This window comes from Thioalkalivibrio sp. ALE22 (assembly GCF_000381445.1).
Taxonomy (GTDB): domain Bacteria; phylum Pseudomonadota; class Gammaproteobacteria; order Ectothiorhodospirales; family Ectothiorhodospiraceae; genus Thioalkalivibrio.
The window spans coordinates 52,783-67,987 of the sequence record NZ_KB906503.1 but is presented as its reverse complement, the minus strand read 5'-3'; the positions used below and the strand labels follow the sequence as shown (position 1 = coordinate 67,987).

The window sequence follows — 15,205 nt, the reverse complement described above, 5'->3', positions numbered from 1 at the left end:
GCCTCCGTTCGAGCCTAGGCCCGCAACGCGGGCTGAGCGCAGCACAGCCACGGCCTGTCCCGGCCCGAAGGACCTTCGGCGCAGCCAGTCCAGCCCCTCGGCGGCAGCCTTGGGGCGCTCGCCGGCGCGAAGCCATGCTTCGCGAAACCCCGGCTCACCCTCTCGGGCGCGACGCCTGAACACTCCCGGAACCCAACCCTGCGAACCTCCAGTTCGAGCCGAGGCCCGCGCAGCTGCGCTGGGATTCCCGCCTGCTTGCGGGATACGCACCGAAGCCCCACCGGCCTCCGCTCGCCCCACACCCGCCACAGCGACGTCCCGTGCATCCCGAATCGTCGCCCGGCATGATCTGGATCAAATCGGAGGCCGATTCCGGGGGCTAGCGTCGAAGGTGCATGGACCCAACCGGAGGAAAGATCATGCTGATGGAAATCATGTTTCAGTCGCCCATCGGAATCCTGACGATCGTGACGCTGGTGGGCATCGTGGCCTTCTTCGCGTACGTGGGGTACTTCATCATTCACGGGATGCACGAGAACGACAAGGGCCGGTAGGGCAGGACGGACCCCGCTCGGGGCGGGGCTGCCCCCTCGAAACAGAAAAGGCCAGGGCTGCAGATGACCGCTGCCCTGGCCTTTGATGCGGGTTACCCGGAGCGCCCGGGTAACCCGTGTGGTTGCGTCCGACTCAGGAGCCGGAGCCCCCGGGCGTATCGCCCAGTTCGGCGCGCGGCGCGTCGCCACGGCGAGTATCCGCGGCCACTTCCGGGCCGACACGGCTCGGCTCGGCCAGGGAGTCGGTGCAGGTCTGGGCACCGTGGTACAGGCGCACGACGTGCTTGGCCTCGGCGAAGAACAGCCAGCGCTCCATGCCGATCCCGACCAGGCTCGAGACCGCCGCCAGCCAGGCGATACCGGCCGGCGCACCGGAGAGGATCGAACCGAAGACCAGCACCGGGGCGATGAAGCCGAGCAGGAAGACGCCCATCTTGATGTTGTCGATGGTGTCCTTGCGCGGGTCGTAACCGAACTCGTCAGTCAGGAACGTACCGGCGGTGTGGCCGGTATCCAGCAGACGCACCGTCGCCCGGTTGAAGGTGGTCGCGGTGTTGATGGTCGGACCGTTCACGCGCGAGATCCAGAAGTAGTAGATCCCCTTGAGCAACGCGGCGGCCAGCAGCGCGACGATGGCCACGCCCGCATGCAGCGTGGTGGCATTGCCGAACACCGCGGCGATGGCGGCGAACAGCGTGGTGCCGGTCGCGATGCCCAGCATGATGTAATTCGCCGGGGTCAGCGCCGTGTTCCACTGGCGGATGGTCTTCAGGCAGCCGTAGATCATGCCGGTGGAGAACAGGGTGATCACGGCCAGCACGGCCGCGATCGCGCCGGCCATGGCGGGCAGCGGCCCGATGGCCGAACCCTGCAGCAGCACACCCAGGCCGTAGATACCGGCGAAGGGATAGAACAGCACCGCGAACACGGCCTCGCGCGACAGCCAGGAGGTCTTGAAGCGCATGAAGGAACGCCAGGCGTTCTTCTTGTTCGCCAGGTGGCCGGTGGAGAGCATCAGCCCCAGGGTGATCATGCCCAGCGACACCAGGCCGTGCGCCAGCAGCTCGCCGTGGCTCATGGCCGGGCCGATACCCGCGAGATGGAAGGCCGCCAGCAGGATGAACAGGCCGTAGCCCGCACCCGAGATGACGGTAAACAGGATGACGGAAAATGCCGGATGCATATGAATTCTCCCGTTCGGGCCGCGCCTAGCGCGCGACCATCTTGTTGACCCAGTCCTTCACCGAGGTGACGAGCTTGTTGGCGCGCACATCGTCGGTGGGGATCGGGCGGGTGATACGCGGGGGCAGATAGGTGTTGACCGGCTTGTAGCCCAGCTCCGGCATCTGCTTCACGCCGCCGCGCTCGCGCACCAGGCGGCTGACCTCGGAGTCCTGATCGTCGAAGTCACCGAAGAACCGGGCGTGCGCCGGGCAGGTGATCACGCAGGCGGGCTGGCGCTCTTCCGGCGGCAGCTGCTCGTCGTAGATGCGGTCCACGCACAGCGTGCACTTCTTCATCACGCCGTCTTCGCGGTCCAGCTCGCGGGCGCCGTAGGGGCAGGCCCAGGCGCAGTAGTTGCAGCCCATGCACTTGTCCTGGTCGACCAGCACGATGCCGTCTTCCGGGCGCTTGTAGGAGGCGCCGGTCGGGCAGACGTTCACGCAGTCAGCATGCTGGCAGTGCATGCAGGACATCGGGATGTTCACGGTCTTGTTGTTGGGATAATCGCCGACTTCGTAGTGGCGAATACGGTTGAACCACACGCCGCTGGGGTCCTCGCCATAGGGGCGATAGTCGGTCAGCGCGCCGGTGGTACCGCTGGTGTTCCACTGCTTGCAGGCCACCGCGCAGGCGTGACAGCCCACGCAGGTATCCATGTCGATTACGAGTCCAAGTCGCATTTCAGGTACTCCTCAAATTCTCTCGGGCCGCCGGCTTCGGCCGGCGGCATGGCCCGGATCCGTGATGCCTACTGTTCGTCGTCCAGCGAGCCGCGCGTCAGCACGTCGCGGATGGAACGGTTCAGGTGCACCGGCTTGTGCGCCGCGTAGCGGAGCTGGTCCGGGGCCTCGGACATGCCGGGCGCCGGCTTGATCGTGTCGAAGTCGGGCCAGGTGCTGGCCTCTTCCGGGTCGGCCGGGGTGATCTTGACCTTCAGGTCGTACCACGCGGCCTGGCCGGTGACCGGGTCGGAGTTGGTGATGTTGTCCACCGGGTCGCCCTTCTTCGGCAGCAGCTCGCTGATCAGGTGGTTCATCAGGAAGCCCTTGTTGGACTCGTTCGCGTCCGGCTTCAGGCCCCAGGCGCCCTTCTGCTTGCCGATGGCGTTCCAGGTCCAGACGGTGCTCGGCTCGCAGCCCTCGATCAGCTTGACCTGCACGCGGATCTTGCCGTTGTGCGACTCGAGCCACACCCAGGACATGTCGGCGATGCCCATGGACTCCGCCTTGCCGCGGTTCATGTACAGGTAGTTCTGGGCGCAGATCTGGCGCAGCCAGGCGTTCTGCGAATCCCAGGAGTGGTACATGAACATCGGACGCTGGTTGACCGCGTAGAAGGGATACTCCTCCTCGTCGATCCGGGTCTGTTCCAGCGGCTTGTGCCAGATCGGCAGCGGATCGAAGAACTGGGTCAGGCGATCCTTGTGCTCCTGCTTGGTCGGCTGCGGGCCGTCATACAGGCCCTGACCGGCCAGCTTGAAGCGCTGCTGGGTCTCGGAGTAGAGCTCGATGGTGATCGGGTCGGTCTTGCCCACCCAGCCGGCGTGCTTGGCCAGCTCCAGGTACTCCTTGTTGGCGTAGCGGTAGAACTGCTGGTTCGGCGCCAGGTGATGCACGAAGAACCCCTGGTTCTCGATGTACGCCTCCCACTGCTTCGGGTTCGGCTCGCCACGCAGGTGGGTCTTGCCGTCCTTGCCGCGGTAGCCGGACAGGAAACCGATGCCGGGCTCCTTCTCGAAGTTGACGATGAAGTCCTTGTAGTCCTCGAACTTGCGGCTGCCATCGTCGTTGGTGAACGCCGGGAACTTCAGGCGGCCGGCCAGCTCGACCATGACCTCCTGCCAGGGACGCACGTCGCGGTCGACCTCGAGGATCGGGTGGCGGATGGAGTCCGCCGCCGCGGCCGGCTCGGAGATCGGGCGGTCCAGCATGGAGATGGTGTCGTATCGCTCCAGATAGGTCGTATCCGGGAGCACCAGATCGGCAAAGTTGACCGTCTCCGAGTGGAACGCATCCGCGACCACCAGGAACGGGATCTTGTACTCGCCGCTGTCGTCCTTCGCCCGCAGCATGTCCATCACCTCGGCGGTATTCATCGAGGAGTTCCAGGACATGTTCGCCATGAAGAAGATCAGCGTGTCGATCGGATAGGGATCGCCGTTGACCGCATTGGTCACCACCATGTGCATCAGGCCATGGTTGGAGATCGGGGCATCCCAGGAGAACGCCTTGTCGATGCGCAGCGGGTTGCCTTCGTCATCGATGACCAGGTCCTCCGGCGCGGTCGGGAAACCGAGCGGCGGGCTCTTCAGCGGGGTGTTCGGCGCGCATTCCTTGGCCGGCTTGATGCCCGGCGGGACGTGCTTGGGATACGGCGGCTTGGCCAGGTGACCGCCGGGGCAGTCCACCGAGCCCAGCATGATCTGCAGCAGATGGATCGCGCGGCAGGTCTGGAAGCCGTTGGAGTGCGCGGAGATGCCGCGCATCGCGTGCATGGACACCGGGCGACCGAACACCTTGTCGTGCTTGCGGCCCCAGGAGTCGGTCCACTCGATATCGAGTTCGATCGTCTCCTTGAACGCAACGTGCGCCATCTCCAGCGCCAGGCGCTCGGTCTGGTCGGCCGGGACGCCGGTGACCTCGGCGGTGTTCTCCGGGGAATACTCGTCGCTCAGGTAGCGCTCGGCCAGCAGCGTCATCACGGTCTTGACCGGGCGGCCGTCGGGCGCGGTGTACTCGCCGAACAACGCCGGCTTGATGTCGACCTGGGTGCCGTCGACGAACGCCTCCTGTTCCAGCTCCCAGACCAGCGGGTTGCCGGCCTCGTCACGCAGGATCAGGCCATCGCCCTTCTGCCCCGGGGTCTGCACCACCAACTGGGTGGCGTTGGTGTAGCGCACCAGGAAGTCCCAGTCGAACTGGTCGTTCTTCAGCAGCACGTGCAGCATCGACAGCGCGAACAGGCCGTCGGTACCGGGCTTGATGCCCACCCACTCGTCGGCGATCGCCTGGTAGCCGGTGCGCACCGGGTTGATCGCGACAAACTTGCCGCCGCGGCGCTTGAGCTTCTCCAGACCGATCTTGATCGGGTTGGAGGCATGGTCTTCCGCCACGCCCCAGAGCATGTGGTACTTGGTGCGGTCCCAGTCGGGGTCGCCGAATTCCCAGAAGGCGAAGCCGGTGGTATACAGACCGCCGGTGGCCATGTTCACCGAGCAGAAGCCGCCGTGGGCCGCCCAGTTGTACGTGCCGAACTGGGTCGCCCACAGACCGGTCAGGGCCTGCATCTGGTCGCGGCCGGTGAAGAACGCCAGCTTGCGCGGGTCGGTCTCGCGGATCTTCTGCAGCCGCGTGGACAGCATGTCCAGGGCCTCGTCCCAGGAGATCGGCTCGAACTCGCCGGCGCCGCGCTCGGTGCCGGGCTTGCGGCGCATCGGCTGGTGCAGGCGCGCCGGGGACTGCTGCTTCATGATCCCCGCGTTACCCTTGGCACACAGCACCCCCTTGTTGATCGGGTGATGCCGATTGCCCTGGATATAGCGGACCTTGTTGTTCTGGACGGTAACCTTGATGCCGCAGCGGCAGGCACACATGTAGCAGGTGGTGTACTTGATCTCCTGCTCGCTGTGGTTCTCGAACTCGGGCAACGCGCTCATTCAGACGACCCCATAGATTACGGTTTGCTTATTCATGGGCCATATTGGCCATAAGCCGGGCTTTTGGCCAACGAAAAGTTCTTATCTTGGAATAAGACAAAATTATCTGTGAGAGATTTTGTTTATTGCCGCAACGATTCTGAGGCATTGTTGTTGCGTTCCCGGAGAAGTGGTCTACGATGTGTGTGATGAAACATATCGCCCCCATCGGCAGGACGGAGCACCCCATGGAACAGCCCCTCAAGGACGAGAACGCACTGGTGGATGCCTTCGGCCGCCGCATCGAATATGTCCGCCTCTCGGTCACCGACCGCTGCGACCTGCGCTGCTTCTACTGCATGCCCAAGGGCTTTCGCGACTTCGAGGAGCCGGATCACTGGCTCAGCTTCGAGGAGATCGAGCGCGTCATGGGAGCCTTCGGACGTCTGGGCACCCGCCGCGTGCGCCTGACCGGCGGCGAGCCGCTGGTACGCAAGAACCTCCCGGACCTGGCCGCACGCCTGAACGCCCTGCCTGGCATCGACGACATCTCGCTGTCCACCAATGCCACGCGCATGGCGCGCCATGCCCAGGAACTGAAGGATGCTGGCGTGGCGCGCATCAACGTCAGTCTCGACTCGCTCAAGCCGGAAGTCTTCAAGGAGATCACCGGCGGCAAGCTGGACAAGGTGCTGGACGGGCTGATGGCCTCCAAGGCCGCCGGGCTCGACCCGATCAAGATCAACATGGTGGTAATGGGCGGGATCAACGAGCCGGAAGTCGAGGACATGGTCGACTTCTGCATCGAGCACGGCTTCACCCTGCGCTTCATCGAGACCATGCCGATGGGCGACACCGGCCGCGAGGCGAAAGAGGGTCACTACGTGAACCTGCAGGACGTGCGCGCCCGTCTGGAGCAGCGCTACAACCTGGTACCCGGCGTGATGCCCGGCGGCGGCCCGGCGCGCTACATGCAGATCCCCGATACGCCGGTGCGAATCGGCTTCATTACGCCGATCTCGCAGCACTTCTGCGATACCTGCAACCGCGTGCGCCTGTCGGTGGACGGCACCATCTACACCTGCCTGGGCAACGACCACAGCCTGAACCTGCGCCCCTACCTGCGCGAGGGCTGCACCGATTCCGAACTGGAGGATCTGGTGGTCCAGGCCATCAACCTGAAACCGGAACGCCACGAATTCTCCGAGCGCCCGGAAAAGGTCATGCGCTTCATGTCCATGACCGGCGGCTAGCGTCACGGCGGGGCTGGCCTCCTACATGCCTGGGGCCTCGACACCGCGCGAGCATTCCACAGGAACGAGGAAGGCCCGCTGGAAAGCGGGCCTTCTACGTGTCGGCGAACGGCGATCGGGCTCAGTCGACGGCGCCTTCCGGCGGCAGCTTTTCCTTCATGGAGTCGGACAGCGGCACGTCGTGCACGACCAGTACCGGCAGGCGGGCGTTGCGCACCAGCCACTCGGTCGCGGAACCGGAGAGCATGTTGGCGATCTGACTGCGCCCGCGGGTCCCCATCACGATCATATCCGCGCCCCACTCCTCGGCATGACGGGAGATCTCCTCCGGCGCACTGCCCACGGCGATGGCGACCTCGTCATCTGCCTCCGCCCACTCCTGCAACTGCGACCGGATTTTTTCTTCCGCCGAATGGCGCATTTCCTTTGCATTCAGGGGCGACGACCCCGCACCACTGAACGCACCAGCGGAACTGGGCTCTGCCACGTCCGACGGCTTCATCACATAGAGCAGCCGCTTCTTCGCCCCCGGGCAGTGCTGGCGTGCAACGGCCAGGGCCGCGGCAGAGGCGGGCGAGAAGTCGACGGCGATGATGACGCGCTGCAGCATGAAGATCCCCAATTGAACGCATGGAAGAGCCCCGGCAAAGGCTTGAGCGGGACGGCAAACTTCGGGACGGGCTTATGAAGTGCTAGACTTTGCCGCCTTTCCTGGCGGTTTCAGTCTGTACCGGCATTGAACCGCTTGCAACCGCGCCATCCACTGGTGGCAACCGGGCCCGGCTACTTCGCACAAGTCTCTGGTACCTGTTCGTTCACCCGTTGATCCCGACGCATGTCGGCTTCGGCGCGCATCGGTATTGGGGACCATATCGTGCAGCAGACCCTACAAGACTTCCTGTCCCGCCAGCGCAAGATCTGGTTGTTCAATGTGCGCGGAGACCTGATTGCCGGGATCGTGGTCGCGCTGGCCCTGATCCCGGAGGCGATCGCGTTTTCCATTATCGCCGGGGTGGACCCGAGCGTGGGCTTGTACGCGTCCTTCACCATGGCGGTGGTGATCGCCTTCGCCGGAGGGCGCCCCGGCATGATCTCGGCCGCGACCGGGGCCATGGCCCTGCTGATGGTGACACTCATCGCCGAGCACGGACTGCAGTACCTGCTGGCCGCGACCATCCTGACCGGCATCATCCAGATCCTGTTCGCCTGGGCCAAGCTCGCGCGCTACATGATGTTCATCCCGCGCACGGTGCTGGTCGGCTTCGTGAATGCGCTGGCGATCCTGATCTTCCTGTCCCAGGTGCCCTACCTGGTGGATGGCGACACCACCATGTGGGCGCTGGTCACGGCCGGCCTGATCATCCTCTATGGCCTGCCGATGATCCCTGGCTATCCGAAGCTGCTGCCGCCGCCGCTCGTCGCGATCGTGGTGCTCAGCGTCGTGGTCTATTTCATGGGGCTGCCGACGCTGGAGGTCGGCGACATGGGCGACCTGCCGGACGGCCTGCCGGTGTTCCTGTTCCCCGACATCCCGCTGAACTGGGAGACGCTGCAGATCATCTTCCCGACCGCCTTCGCGCTGGCGATCGTCGGCCTGCTGGAGTCGCTGCTGACCGCCTCCATCCTCGACGATCTGACCGACACGCCCTCCGGCAAGAACCGCGAGGCCCAGGGCCAGGGCATCGCCAATGTCGTCACCGGCTTTTTCGGTGGCATGGCGGGCTGCGCGATGATTGGGCAGTCGGTGATCAACATCAAGTCCGGGGGGCTGGGGCGGTTGTCCACGCTGTCGGCGGGCATCTTCCTGCTGCTGTTCATCGTGTTCCTGGGGGATCTGGTCTCGATCATCCCAATGGCCGCGCTGGTCGCGGTGATGATCATGGTCTCCATCGCCACCTTCGACTGGGGCTCGCTGACCACCCTGCACAAGCTGCCGCGCACCGACGCCACCGTGCTGATCGTGACCGTCGGCACCACCGTGATCACCCACGACCTGTCGCTGGGCGTATTCGCCGGCGTGCTGCTCTCGGCGATCTTCTTCGCGCGCAAGATGGTCAAGGCGGTCGAAGTCACTAGTGCGCTCTCCGAGGACGGCCGGACCCGGATCTACACCGTGCGCGGCCAGCTGTTCTTCGTCGCCGTGGACAAGTTCATCGACAGCTTCGACTACCGCGAAGGCATCCATCACATCGAGATCGACCTGACCCGCGCCTCGCTGTGGGACAGCTCGGCGGTGGCCGCCATCGACAAGGTCGTCGGCAAGTTCCGCCGCAACGGCATGGAGGTCGAGGTGAAGGCCCCGCGAGGTGAAAGTGGTGAACTGCACGACAAGCTCGCGCAGCACGACAAGGGCGCCGACCTGGGGCCGGGCGGGCACTAGCACCGCCACCGTCATTGCGAGGAGTGCAGCGACGAAGCACAAAGGCGCGAAGCGCGTTGAACGGCCGCAGGCCGGCCCGAAGGGCGAGCGCAGCGAGTAATCTCCCTCCGAAACCCTCGGACCCCGACACTGCGCAAGCTTCAGGAGGTTGCCGCGGCCCCTGCGGGGCCTCGCAATGACGGTGCCCGTGGCGGCGCCGGGGGATTGGAGAGATTGGACCTCTTGTCCAGGCGTGGCAGGCTAGGCGGATGATGAATCTTCGCCGGCCGGCACCCCCGGCCGACCCCCGGGCCGAGCAGGAGCGGATTCGGCGTGCGCTGCTCTGGCCCATGCTGGGGGCCGCCATCCTGATCGTGATCCACGCCCTGCACGACCTGCTGGGCGGGGACTGGTCGCGGCTGGGCATCCTGCCGCGCGACGCGGTCGGGGCGCTGGGCATCATCACCTCGCCGCTGATCCACGGCTCCTGGGGCCACCTGCTCGCCAACGTGCCCACCCTCTGGGTGCTCGGCATGCTCACCCTCTATGGGTTCCCTCGCGCCACGCGCGTGGCGGTCCCGTTGATCTGGCTGATGGGTGGCCTCGGCGTCTGGCTCTTCGCCCGCGAAGGCCTGCACATCGGGGCCTCGGGCCTGACGCACGGCCTGATGTTCTTTGCCGTAGTTATTGGCATTCGTCGGCGCGACGCGCTGTCCATCGCGCTCGCCATCATCATCCTGTTCCTCTACGGCAGCATGATCTGGGGCATATTCCCCAGCGCGCCCCGGGTCTCATTCGAGGCGCACCTGTTCGGCGCCGTGGTCGGTGCGATCTGCGGCTGGTTCTTGTACCGGCGCGACCCGCTACCGCCCGCGCGACGGCCCTCCTGGGAGGAGGACGACGGGACGGATCCGGAGACCCTGCGCAAAATCGAGCAGGGGCGACTGGACGAGATCGAGCCGAAAGAACCGCTGGAGGGGCCCGGGCGTCGCGACTAGCCGAACACCCGTCCTTAATGCAGCTCCCGTCGGTCGGGGCATCCCGCGACGTTGCGGCGACGGCCCCTCTTCATGGCACCGTCATTGCGAGGAGGCGAAGCCGACGTGGCAATCTCCGAACGCTGGCAACGCGGTGCTTCCGGAGGGAGATTACTCGCTGCGTTCGCCCTTCGGGCCGGCCTGCGGCCGTTCAACGCGCTTCGCGCCTTTGTGCTTCGTCGGCTGCGCCTCCTCGCAATGACGGTGCAGGGTCCGGCTTGGTGGCGCGCGCTAGCGCCCGAAGGTCATGCGCATGCCGGCCATCAGGGTCAGGCCGGGGGCCGGTTCGTAGTAGCGGCGGTTGCCGTCGTTGATGCGGATGTTGTCGACGTGGTCCGCATCCAGCAGGTTGTTCGCGGCCACGAAGGCCTCGACATGGGCGTTGCCATCCTGCCAGTGGCGGCCCGCGCGCAGGTTCAGCGTGGTCTGTCCGCCCACTCGTTCGTCGTTGGCGTCGTTCACGTAGCGCCCGCCTGTGTACAGCGCATCGATGGTGAAAAAGTAAGGCCCCTGGCGCCAGTCGGCCTCCACGAACAGCTGCTCGCGCGGCAGCCCGGGCAGGCGGTTGCCATCGCGCCGCTCACCCTGCTGGTCCACGAAATCCCGATAGCGGAAGTCGTTCAGGCTGAGCGCGCTGGACAGCGTCCACTGCTCGGTCGCGGCCCAGTCGACCGCCAGCTCGAAGCCGTTGCGCGCGGTTCGGCCGGCGTTGGTGTAGAACGTGCGACCGTCCACGTTGGGCTCCTCGAACGGGGCGATCTCGTCGCGCACGCGGGTCGCGTAGACCGAGGCATCCCAGGCCAGGCGAGCGGTCTCGCGGCGGATCCCGACCTCGATGCTGCGTGCCCGCTGGGGGTCGAGGGCGTCGTTGAAGCCACCCCCGCCCTCGGGGTTCGCGAACTCGGTGAAGGTCGGGGTCTCGAAGTTGGTGGCCACGTTCACGTAGGCCCGGTAGTCCGGCTGGAAGTGCCAGATCAGCCCCGCCATCGCGCTGGTCTCGCGGAAGGTCCTCGCATCCGAGCGATCCGGTTCGCCGACCCGGTCAGAGAAGTGGTCGTCGATGGACATGCGGATGCGGTCGTGGCGCGCGCCGAGCACCATGTTCCAGTCCGACCCCAGCGCGGTGTCGGTTTGTATAAACACTCCTCGCGAGCGGGCGCGCTCTAGCTGGTCCAGGGCCAGATCTCCAACGACTTCGTCTTCGTCACAGTCCAGCCCCGGTGCGAAAGTCCCCGACGTACAGCGCCGGGTGCGGTCGTCACGCTGCTCTTCCAGGTCGATCCCGGTCAGCACCCGGGTCGGCCCGATGTCCTGTTCGTACTGGGCGTTGAGGCCGTAGAAGTCGCGATCAAAGGCCACCCGCGAGTCACCGGGGAATGGCAGTTGCTGCGCGTAGTCGCGCTGGGTCCAGAACCCCCCGAGGCGCAGCTCGCCGGGTCCGAGGGACTGTTCCCACTGCAACCCCGTCGTGAGCTGCTCGGCCGCCTGGGTACTGTCAAGGGCCGTGGCCAGCGGGGCGGCCGCGCGCCGGTTCTGACGCATCTCCTCGCGGGTGAGCCCGCCGGGGTCGTCGGTGCGCGGGGCATCGAGGTAGCGCAGGTGGAAGTTCAGCGTGCCGGCCTCCAGCTCCGAGGCGGTGTGCAGGCGCAGGTAGCGCTTCTCGGCGGTGGACTGGTCGCGGTAGCCGTCGACCGCGAAGTCGTGGGCGGTCAGGGAATAGCGATGGTTGCCGTGGTCCTGTTCGGCGATGGCCTCGGCGCGGCGATAACCGTAGCTGCCCAGCAGCACCCCGCCACCAAAGCCACGCGGGTCGCGGCCGTCGCGGGTGCGCGCCGAGATCACGCCTCCGGAGGCATTGCCGTACAGCGCGGCGCTGGGTCCGCGCAGGACCTCGATGTCGCGCAGGTTCAGCAGGTCGATCGCGTCCACCTGTGACTGGCCGTCGGGGGTGGTCTCCGGGATGCCGTCCTGCAGGATGCGCAGCCCGCGCACGCCAAAGGGAGCGCGCGATCCGAAACCGCGGATCGAGATCCGGACATCCTGGGCAAAGTTGTAGCGGTTCTGGGCGAACAGGCCCGGCACGCGATTGAGCGCCTCGTCCAGCTGCAGGCCCTGCCGCCCCTCGGTCGCCTGGCGCTCGTCCACGCGCGATACCGCGGCCGGCAGGTCCGCCAGCGGCGTGGCCAGGCGCGGAGCAGTGACAGTCACTTCGACTGGATCCAGGACCGTGGGCCCGTCGTCGGCCTGTGCGGTGACCGCCACCAACAGGCTGGCGAACAGGGGCCAGCGCACTCGCCCAGAGAACGTCGGATCCGGCCGTCGCGCCACCACGGTCCCTCCCATTCGGTACTGCATCGTGACGGGCCTCGAACCCGCTCACCCTTTAGAGGACTCGCCGCTCGCTAGCAGGTTCCCGGCCCAGGTGTTTCATTTGCGCAACAGTGTCGCGTTTTAACGCGATCTTCACCGCCCCGTAACGGACACGTCACTCGCCCTCCCCATGCTTGCGCCCTGTCGGGACGCCCTCGCGGCCCGCCAACCTGCACACTTTATGAAGGGGAGAATCCCATGAATCGCAAGCACCTGCTGACCAGCCTCATCGCCGCCGGACTCGTCGTACCGGCCCTGGCTACCGCCGACTGGACGCTGTACGGCCGCGCCCACCTGTCCGCCGATGTCCTCGACGACGGCGCCGACTACAACGAATTCAATGTGTCGAGCAATTCCAGCCGCCTGGGCTTCAAGGGCGAGCGCGAGTTCCGTGAACAACTGGTCGGGATGTTCCAGATCGAACAACAGATCAATTTCGACACCAACGGGACGAATTTCGCGACTCGCGATACCTTCGTCGGCATCAAGGGCTCCGAGTGGGGCATGCTGCGCATCGGCAAGTTCGACACCCCCTTTAAACGCGCCCGCGGTCCGGCCAACTTCTTCGGCGACCAGGTCGGTGACATGCGCAACCTGACCCGTTCCGCCGCGCAGACCGGCCGCTTCGACGAACGCTTCAATAACAGCATCCACTACCAGACCCCGAGCTTCGGCGGCCTGACCTGGAACATCCAGTACTCGAACGAGACGGACGGCGCCACCACCGCCGACGGGGCCCCGAACAAGGCCTACTCCACATCTCTGAACCTGAGCATGGGCGACCTGACCGGCGCCCTAGCCTACGAAAAGCAGGAAGATGGCGATGTGAACCCGGATGCCTGGCGCCTGGCCGTCGGCTATCGCATCACGCCCGCCTTCCGCATGGGCGCGTTCTACCAGAATTCCGAGACCGTCGGTGGCGACGACGCCGATGTCTACGGCCTGGGCGGCCAGTTCCGCCTGACCCCGAGCATGTACCTGAACGGTCACGTCTTCCAGCTGGATTCCGATCTGACTGATGCTGACGCAACGATGTACGCCCTGGGCCTGGAATACCGCCTCGACAGCGACCTGCGCTTCTACGGCAACATCGCAATGGTCGACAACGACGACAACTCGGCCCTGGCGCCGTGGAATGCCGCCAAGAGCGTCAGCCAGCCGGGTGTGGGTGGCGAGAACGCTACCGCCCTCTCGATCGGGATGCGTTACGACTTCTGACCGAGCAATACCGGGGCCGGCGGCCAGGACCGCCGTCCCCGTTTTCCGAGCCCCGCCGGACTACGCCCCGGCGGGGCTTTTTTGTGAGCTCAACGAGGCGCTGGCGGCGCAATTCCGTTGCGACACCGGGACCTTCAAGAATCGGGGAAATACAGGTAGAGATCGGTTTCGGTGCAACAGGCGCACACCGCAGTCCCGTTGGCGGGCTATCCGGGATGGGTTCATCGCCGCCGTTAAAGGATCGACACGGTCGCGCGCCTGCGGGGCAGATGCGCGACCGGCGATCGGCTCAGGGGCGTTTGGGGGTCTGGTATTCGGCTTCCTTCTGGAAGGGTTCCCAGATGGTCTCGTAGCCGACGAAGCCCTTTTCGTTGGGCTTCATCTGCCGGGTTACCAGAAAGCGTGACTTGCCGTCCGGCACTTCCGGGTGCTTCTTGTCGGATTGCTGACTCATGGTGCATTCACCTCGCTTCGATGAAAAAAGAGGGGCGGAGAACTGGCGTCGCCCTGCCCCGACATACTCACGCGCCGAACGCCTGCTCCATCACTCGATAGGGACCGCGCGCCCGCTGTCGATCTCCGGGCCCGACTCCACCTTGCCACCGTGTGCGATTTCCTCGTCGGTGGCATCGCGTACCAGCAGGATGTTCAGCTTGAAGATCACCTGACGGCCGCACAGTGGATTGTTGCCGTCGATGGTGATGGTCTTGTCGTCGAGCCGTGTCACCAAAAAGCTCTTGGTCTGGCCGCGATCGTTCTCCATCAGGATGGCGGTCCCCACCTCGCGGTACTCCTCCGGCACGTTTTCGATCGCGTCCGTGATCACGAGCGACTCGTCGCGCGGGCCATAGAGGGCGTTGCAGTCGATCGGCACTTCGATGGTTTCGCCCTGGGCACGGCCTTCCAGCTCGCCCATGACCTGGGGCGACAGGACCTCGTTGACGCCGTGGACATAGCCCAGCGGGAACTCGACCTCGGTCAGCACCTGGCCGGTTTTCTGGTCGATCACCTGGTAGTTCAGCTCGACGTACTTGTTGTCCTGGATTACTTCGGTCATGAACAGTCCCGCATTGTCAGAAAATGGACGCACCAAAGATGCGTACCTCGCCTTCCTCGTAGCCGAGGACCATCCGGCCCAGCCACTCGCCCTCCTTCTTCGTGCTGCGCACGCGATACAGGACGGTGACATGCTCGCCACGGCGAATAATGCCCAGGAAATCCCAGTCCTCGCTGAGATTGCGGGTCAACTCGCTCTGGGCGAACTGCTTGCCCACCTCGACCTCGTTAAGGCCAAACAGCAGGTGGTAGGAGAACCGGCGGACGAACTTGCCGTACTGCCCCTTGTTGGAGTGCTTGATTAGGTCGCTCCAGATGGGGTGGGCAATCTCGAGGATCTCCTGGTCGGAGTGGTCGATGATGTTCATCGAGGTCTCCGGCAACGTCTGTGCTTCAGCTACACTGGTCATATTGAAAACCCTCAGGTGTGGCGGTTGAAAGGGATGACCGACGCGCGAACGCGTGGGTCATCGCGGCTGCCGAGCATGGTGGCGGGGCCG

General features: G+C 65.4%; 13 protein-coding genes. 5 read left to right on the top strand and 8 right to left on the bottom strand.

What is annotated here, in order from left to right; translation table 11 throughout:
- Nucleotides 1-419 precede the first annotated feature (419 nt).
- Complete coding sequence (locus F793_RS14230) at nt 420-554, top strand: hypothetical protein (protein ID WP_018867741.1); 135 nt, start codon at nt 420-422, stop codon at nt 552-554.
- A 133-nt stretch (nt 555-687) separates the two neighbouring features.
- Here the strand turns inward: F793_RS14230 and F793_RS0106440 are convergent, their stop codons facing one another.
- From F793_RS0106440 to F793_RS0106430, 3 genes are all read right to left on the bottom strand, one after another.
- Nucleotides 688-1,737 (bottom strand): DmsC/YnfH family molybdoenzyme membrane anchor subunit, encoded by a 1,050-nt coding sequence (locus F793_RS0106440; RefSeq protein ID WP_018877199.1) that lies wholly within the window; start codon nt 1,735-1,737, stop codon nt 688-690.
- Nucleotides 1,738-1,762: 25 nt separating this feature from the next.
- Nucleotides 1,763-2,458 (bottom strand): 4Fe-4S dicluster domain-containing protein, encoded by a 696-nt coding sequence (locus tag F793_RS0106435; protein WP_026279312.1) that lies wholly within the window; start codon nt 2,456-2,458, stop codon nt 1,763-1,765.
- Nucleotides 2,459-2,526: 68 nt separating this feature from the next.
- Nucleotides 2,527-5,433, bottom strand: a complete 2,907-nt coding sequence (locus tag F793_RS0106430) for a molybdopterin oxidoreductase family protein (RefSeq protein WP_018877198.1) — start codon at nt 5,431-5,433, stop codon at nt 2,527-2,529.
- A 227-nt stretch (nt 5,434-5,660) separates the two neighbouring features.
- On the opposite strand from F793_RS0106430, the gene moaA reads away from it, so the two are divergent.
- Nucleotides 5,661-6,665 (top strand): GTP 3',8-cyclase MoaA, encoded by a 1,005-nt coding sequence (gene moaA, locus F793_RS0106425; RefSeq protein WP_018877197.1) that lies wholly within the window; start codon nt 5,661-5,663, stop codon nt 6,663-6,665.
- A 121-nt stretch (nt 6,666-6,786) separates the two neighbouring features.
- On the opposite strand, the gene F793_RS0106420 is transcribed toward moaA, so the two are convergent.
- Nucleotides 6,787-7,275, bottom strand: a complete 489-nt coding sequence (locus F793_RS0106420) for a universal stress protein (protein WP_026280819.1) — start codon at nt 7,273-7,275, stop codon at nt 6,787-6,789.
- A gap of 264 nt (nt 7,276-7,539) precedes the next feature.
- On the opposite strand from F793_RS0106420, the gene F793_RS0106415 reads away from it, so the two are divergent.
- Nucleotides 7,540-9,045, top strand: a complete 1,506-nt coding sequence (locus tag F793_RS0106415; RefSeq protein WP_026280264.1) for a SulP family inorganic anion transporter — start codon at nt 7,540-7,542, stop codon at nt 9,043-9,045.
- A gap of 248 nt (nt 9,046-9,293) precedes the next feature.
- The gene (locus F793_RS0106410) at nt 9,294-10,022 is read left to right on the top strand and encodes a rhomboid family intramembrane serine protease (protein ID WP_018877195.1); all 729 of its coding nucleotides are present in this window, start codon (nt 9,294-9,296) and stop codon (nt 10,020-10,022) included.
- 270 nt (nt 10,023-10,292) lie between these two features.
- On the opposite strand, the gene F793_RS0106405 is transcribed toward F793_RS0106410, so the two are convergent.
- On the bottom strand, nt 10,293-12,404 hold the full coding sequence (locus tag F793_RS0106405; RefSeq protein WP_231366516.1) for a TonB-dependent receptor: 2,112 nt from the start codon (nt 12,402-12,404) through the stop codon (nt 10,293-10,295).
- A gap of 225 nt (nt 12,405-12,629) precedes the next feature.
- Between F793_RS0106405 and F793_RS0106400 the strand changes: the two genes are divergently transcribed.
- The gene (locus tag F793_RS0106400) at nt 12,630-13,649 is read left to right on the top strand and encodes a porin (RefSeq protein ID WP_018881735.1); all 1,020 of its coding nucleotides are present in this window, start codon (nt 12,630-12,632) and stop codon (nt 13,647-13,649) included.
- Nucleotides 13,650-13,938: 289 nt separating this feature from the next.
- On the opposite strand, the gene F793_RS14075 is transcribed toward F793_RS0106400, so the two are convergent.
- The 3 genes from F793_RS14075 to F793_RS0106385 form a co-directional block, all read right to left on the bottom strand.
- The gene (locus tag F793_RS14075; protein WP_017942944.1) at nt 13,939-14,103 is read right to left on the bottom strand and encodes a hypothetical protein; all 165 of its coding nucleotides are present in this window, start codon (nt 14,101-14,103) and stop codon (nt 13,939-13,941) included.
- A gap of 90 nt (nt 14,104-14,193) precedes the next feature.
- Entirely contained in the window at nt 14,194-14,706 is a 513-nt protein-coding gene (locus tag F793_RS0106390) for a peptidylprolyl isomerase (protein WP_018877191.1), read from the bottom strand.
- Between the two features lie 16 nt (nt 14,707-14,722).
- Entirely contained in the window at nt 14,723-15,073 is a 351-nt protein-coding gene (locus tag F793_RS0106385) for a hypothetical protein (protein ID WP_018867728.1), read from the bottom strand.
- Nucleotides 15,074-15,205 lie beyond the last annotated feature (132 nt).

Excerpts from the sequence above, each read along its gene's own strand:
- F793_RS0106410 (WP_018877195.1), top strand. The coding sequence starts at position 9,294 with ATGATGAATCTTCGCCGGCCGGCACCCCCGGCCGACCCCCGGGCCGAG.
- F793_RS0106390 (WP_018877191.1), bottom strand. The coding sequence starts at position 14,706 with ATGACCGAAGTAATCCAGGACAACAAGTACGTCGAGCTGAACTACCAG.
- F793_RS0106420 (WP_026280819.1), bottom strand. The coding sequence starts at position 7,275 with ATGCTGCAGCGCGTCATCATCGCCGTCGACTTCTCGCCCGCCTCTGCC.
- F793_RS0106385 (WP_018867728.1), bottom strand. The coding sequence starts at position 15,073 with ATGAACATCATCGACCACTCCGACCAGGAGATCCTCGAGATTGCCCAC.
- F793_RS0106435 (WP_026279312.1), bottom strand. The coding sequence starts at position 2,458 with ATGCGACTTGGACTCGTAATCGACATGGATACCTGCGTGGGCTGTCAC.
- moaA (WP_018877197.1), top strand. The coding sequence starts at position 5,661 with ATGGAACAGCCCCTCAAGGACGAGAACGCACTGGTGGATGCCTTCGGC.
- F793_RS0106430 (WP_018877198.1), bottom strand. The coding sequence starts at position 5,433 with ATGAGCGCGTTGCCCGAGTTCGAGAACCACAGCGAGCAGGAGATCAAG.
- F793_RS0106440 (WP_018877199.1), bottom strand. The coding sequence starts at position 1,737 with ATGCATCCGGCATTTTCCGTCATCCTGTTTACCGTCATCTCGGGTGCG.
- F793_RS14230 (WP_018867741.1), top strand. The coding sequence starts at position 420 with ATGCTGATGGAAATCATGTTTCAGTCGCCCATCGGAATCCTGACGATC.
- F793_RS0106405 (WP_231366516.1), bottom strand. The coding sequence starts at position 12,404 with ATGGGAGGGACCGTGGTGGCGCGACGGCCGGATCCGACGTTCTCTGGG.
- F793_RS14075 (WP_017942944.1), bottom strand. The coding sequence starts at position 14,103 with ATGAGTCAGCAATCCGACAAGAAGCACCCGGAAGTGCCGGACGGCAAG.
- F793_RS0106400 (WP_018881735.1), top strand. The coding sequence starts at position 12,630 with ATGAATCGCAAGCACCTGCTGACCAGCCTCATCGCCGCCGGACTCGTC.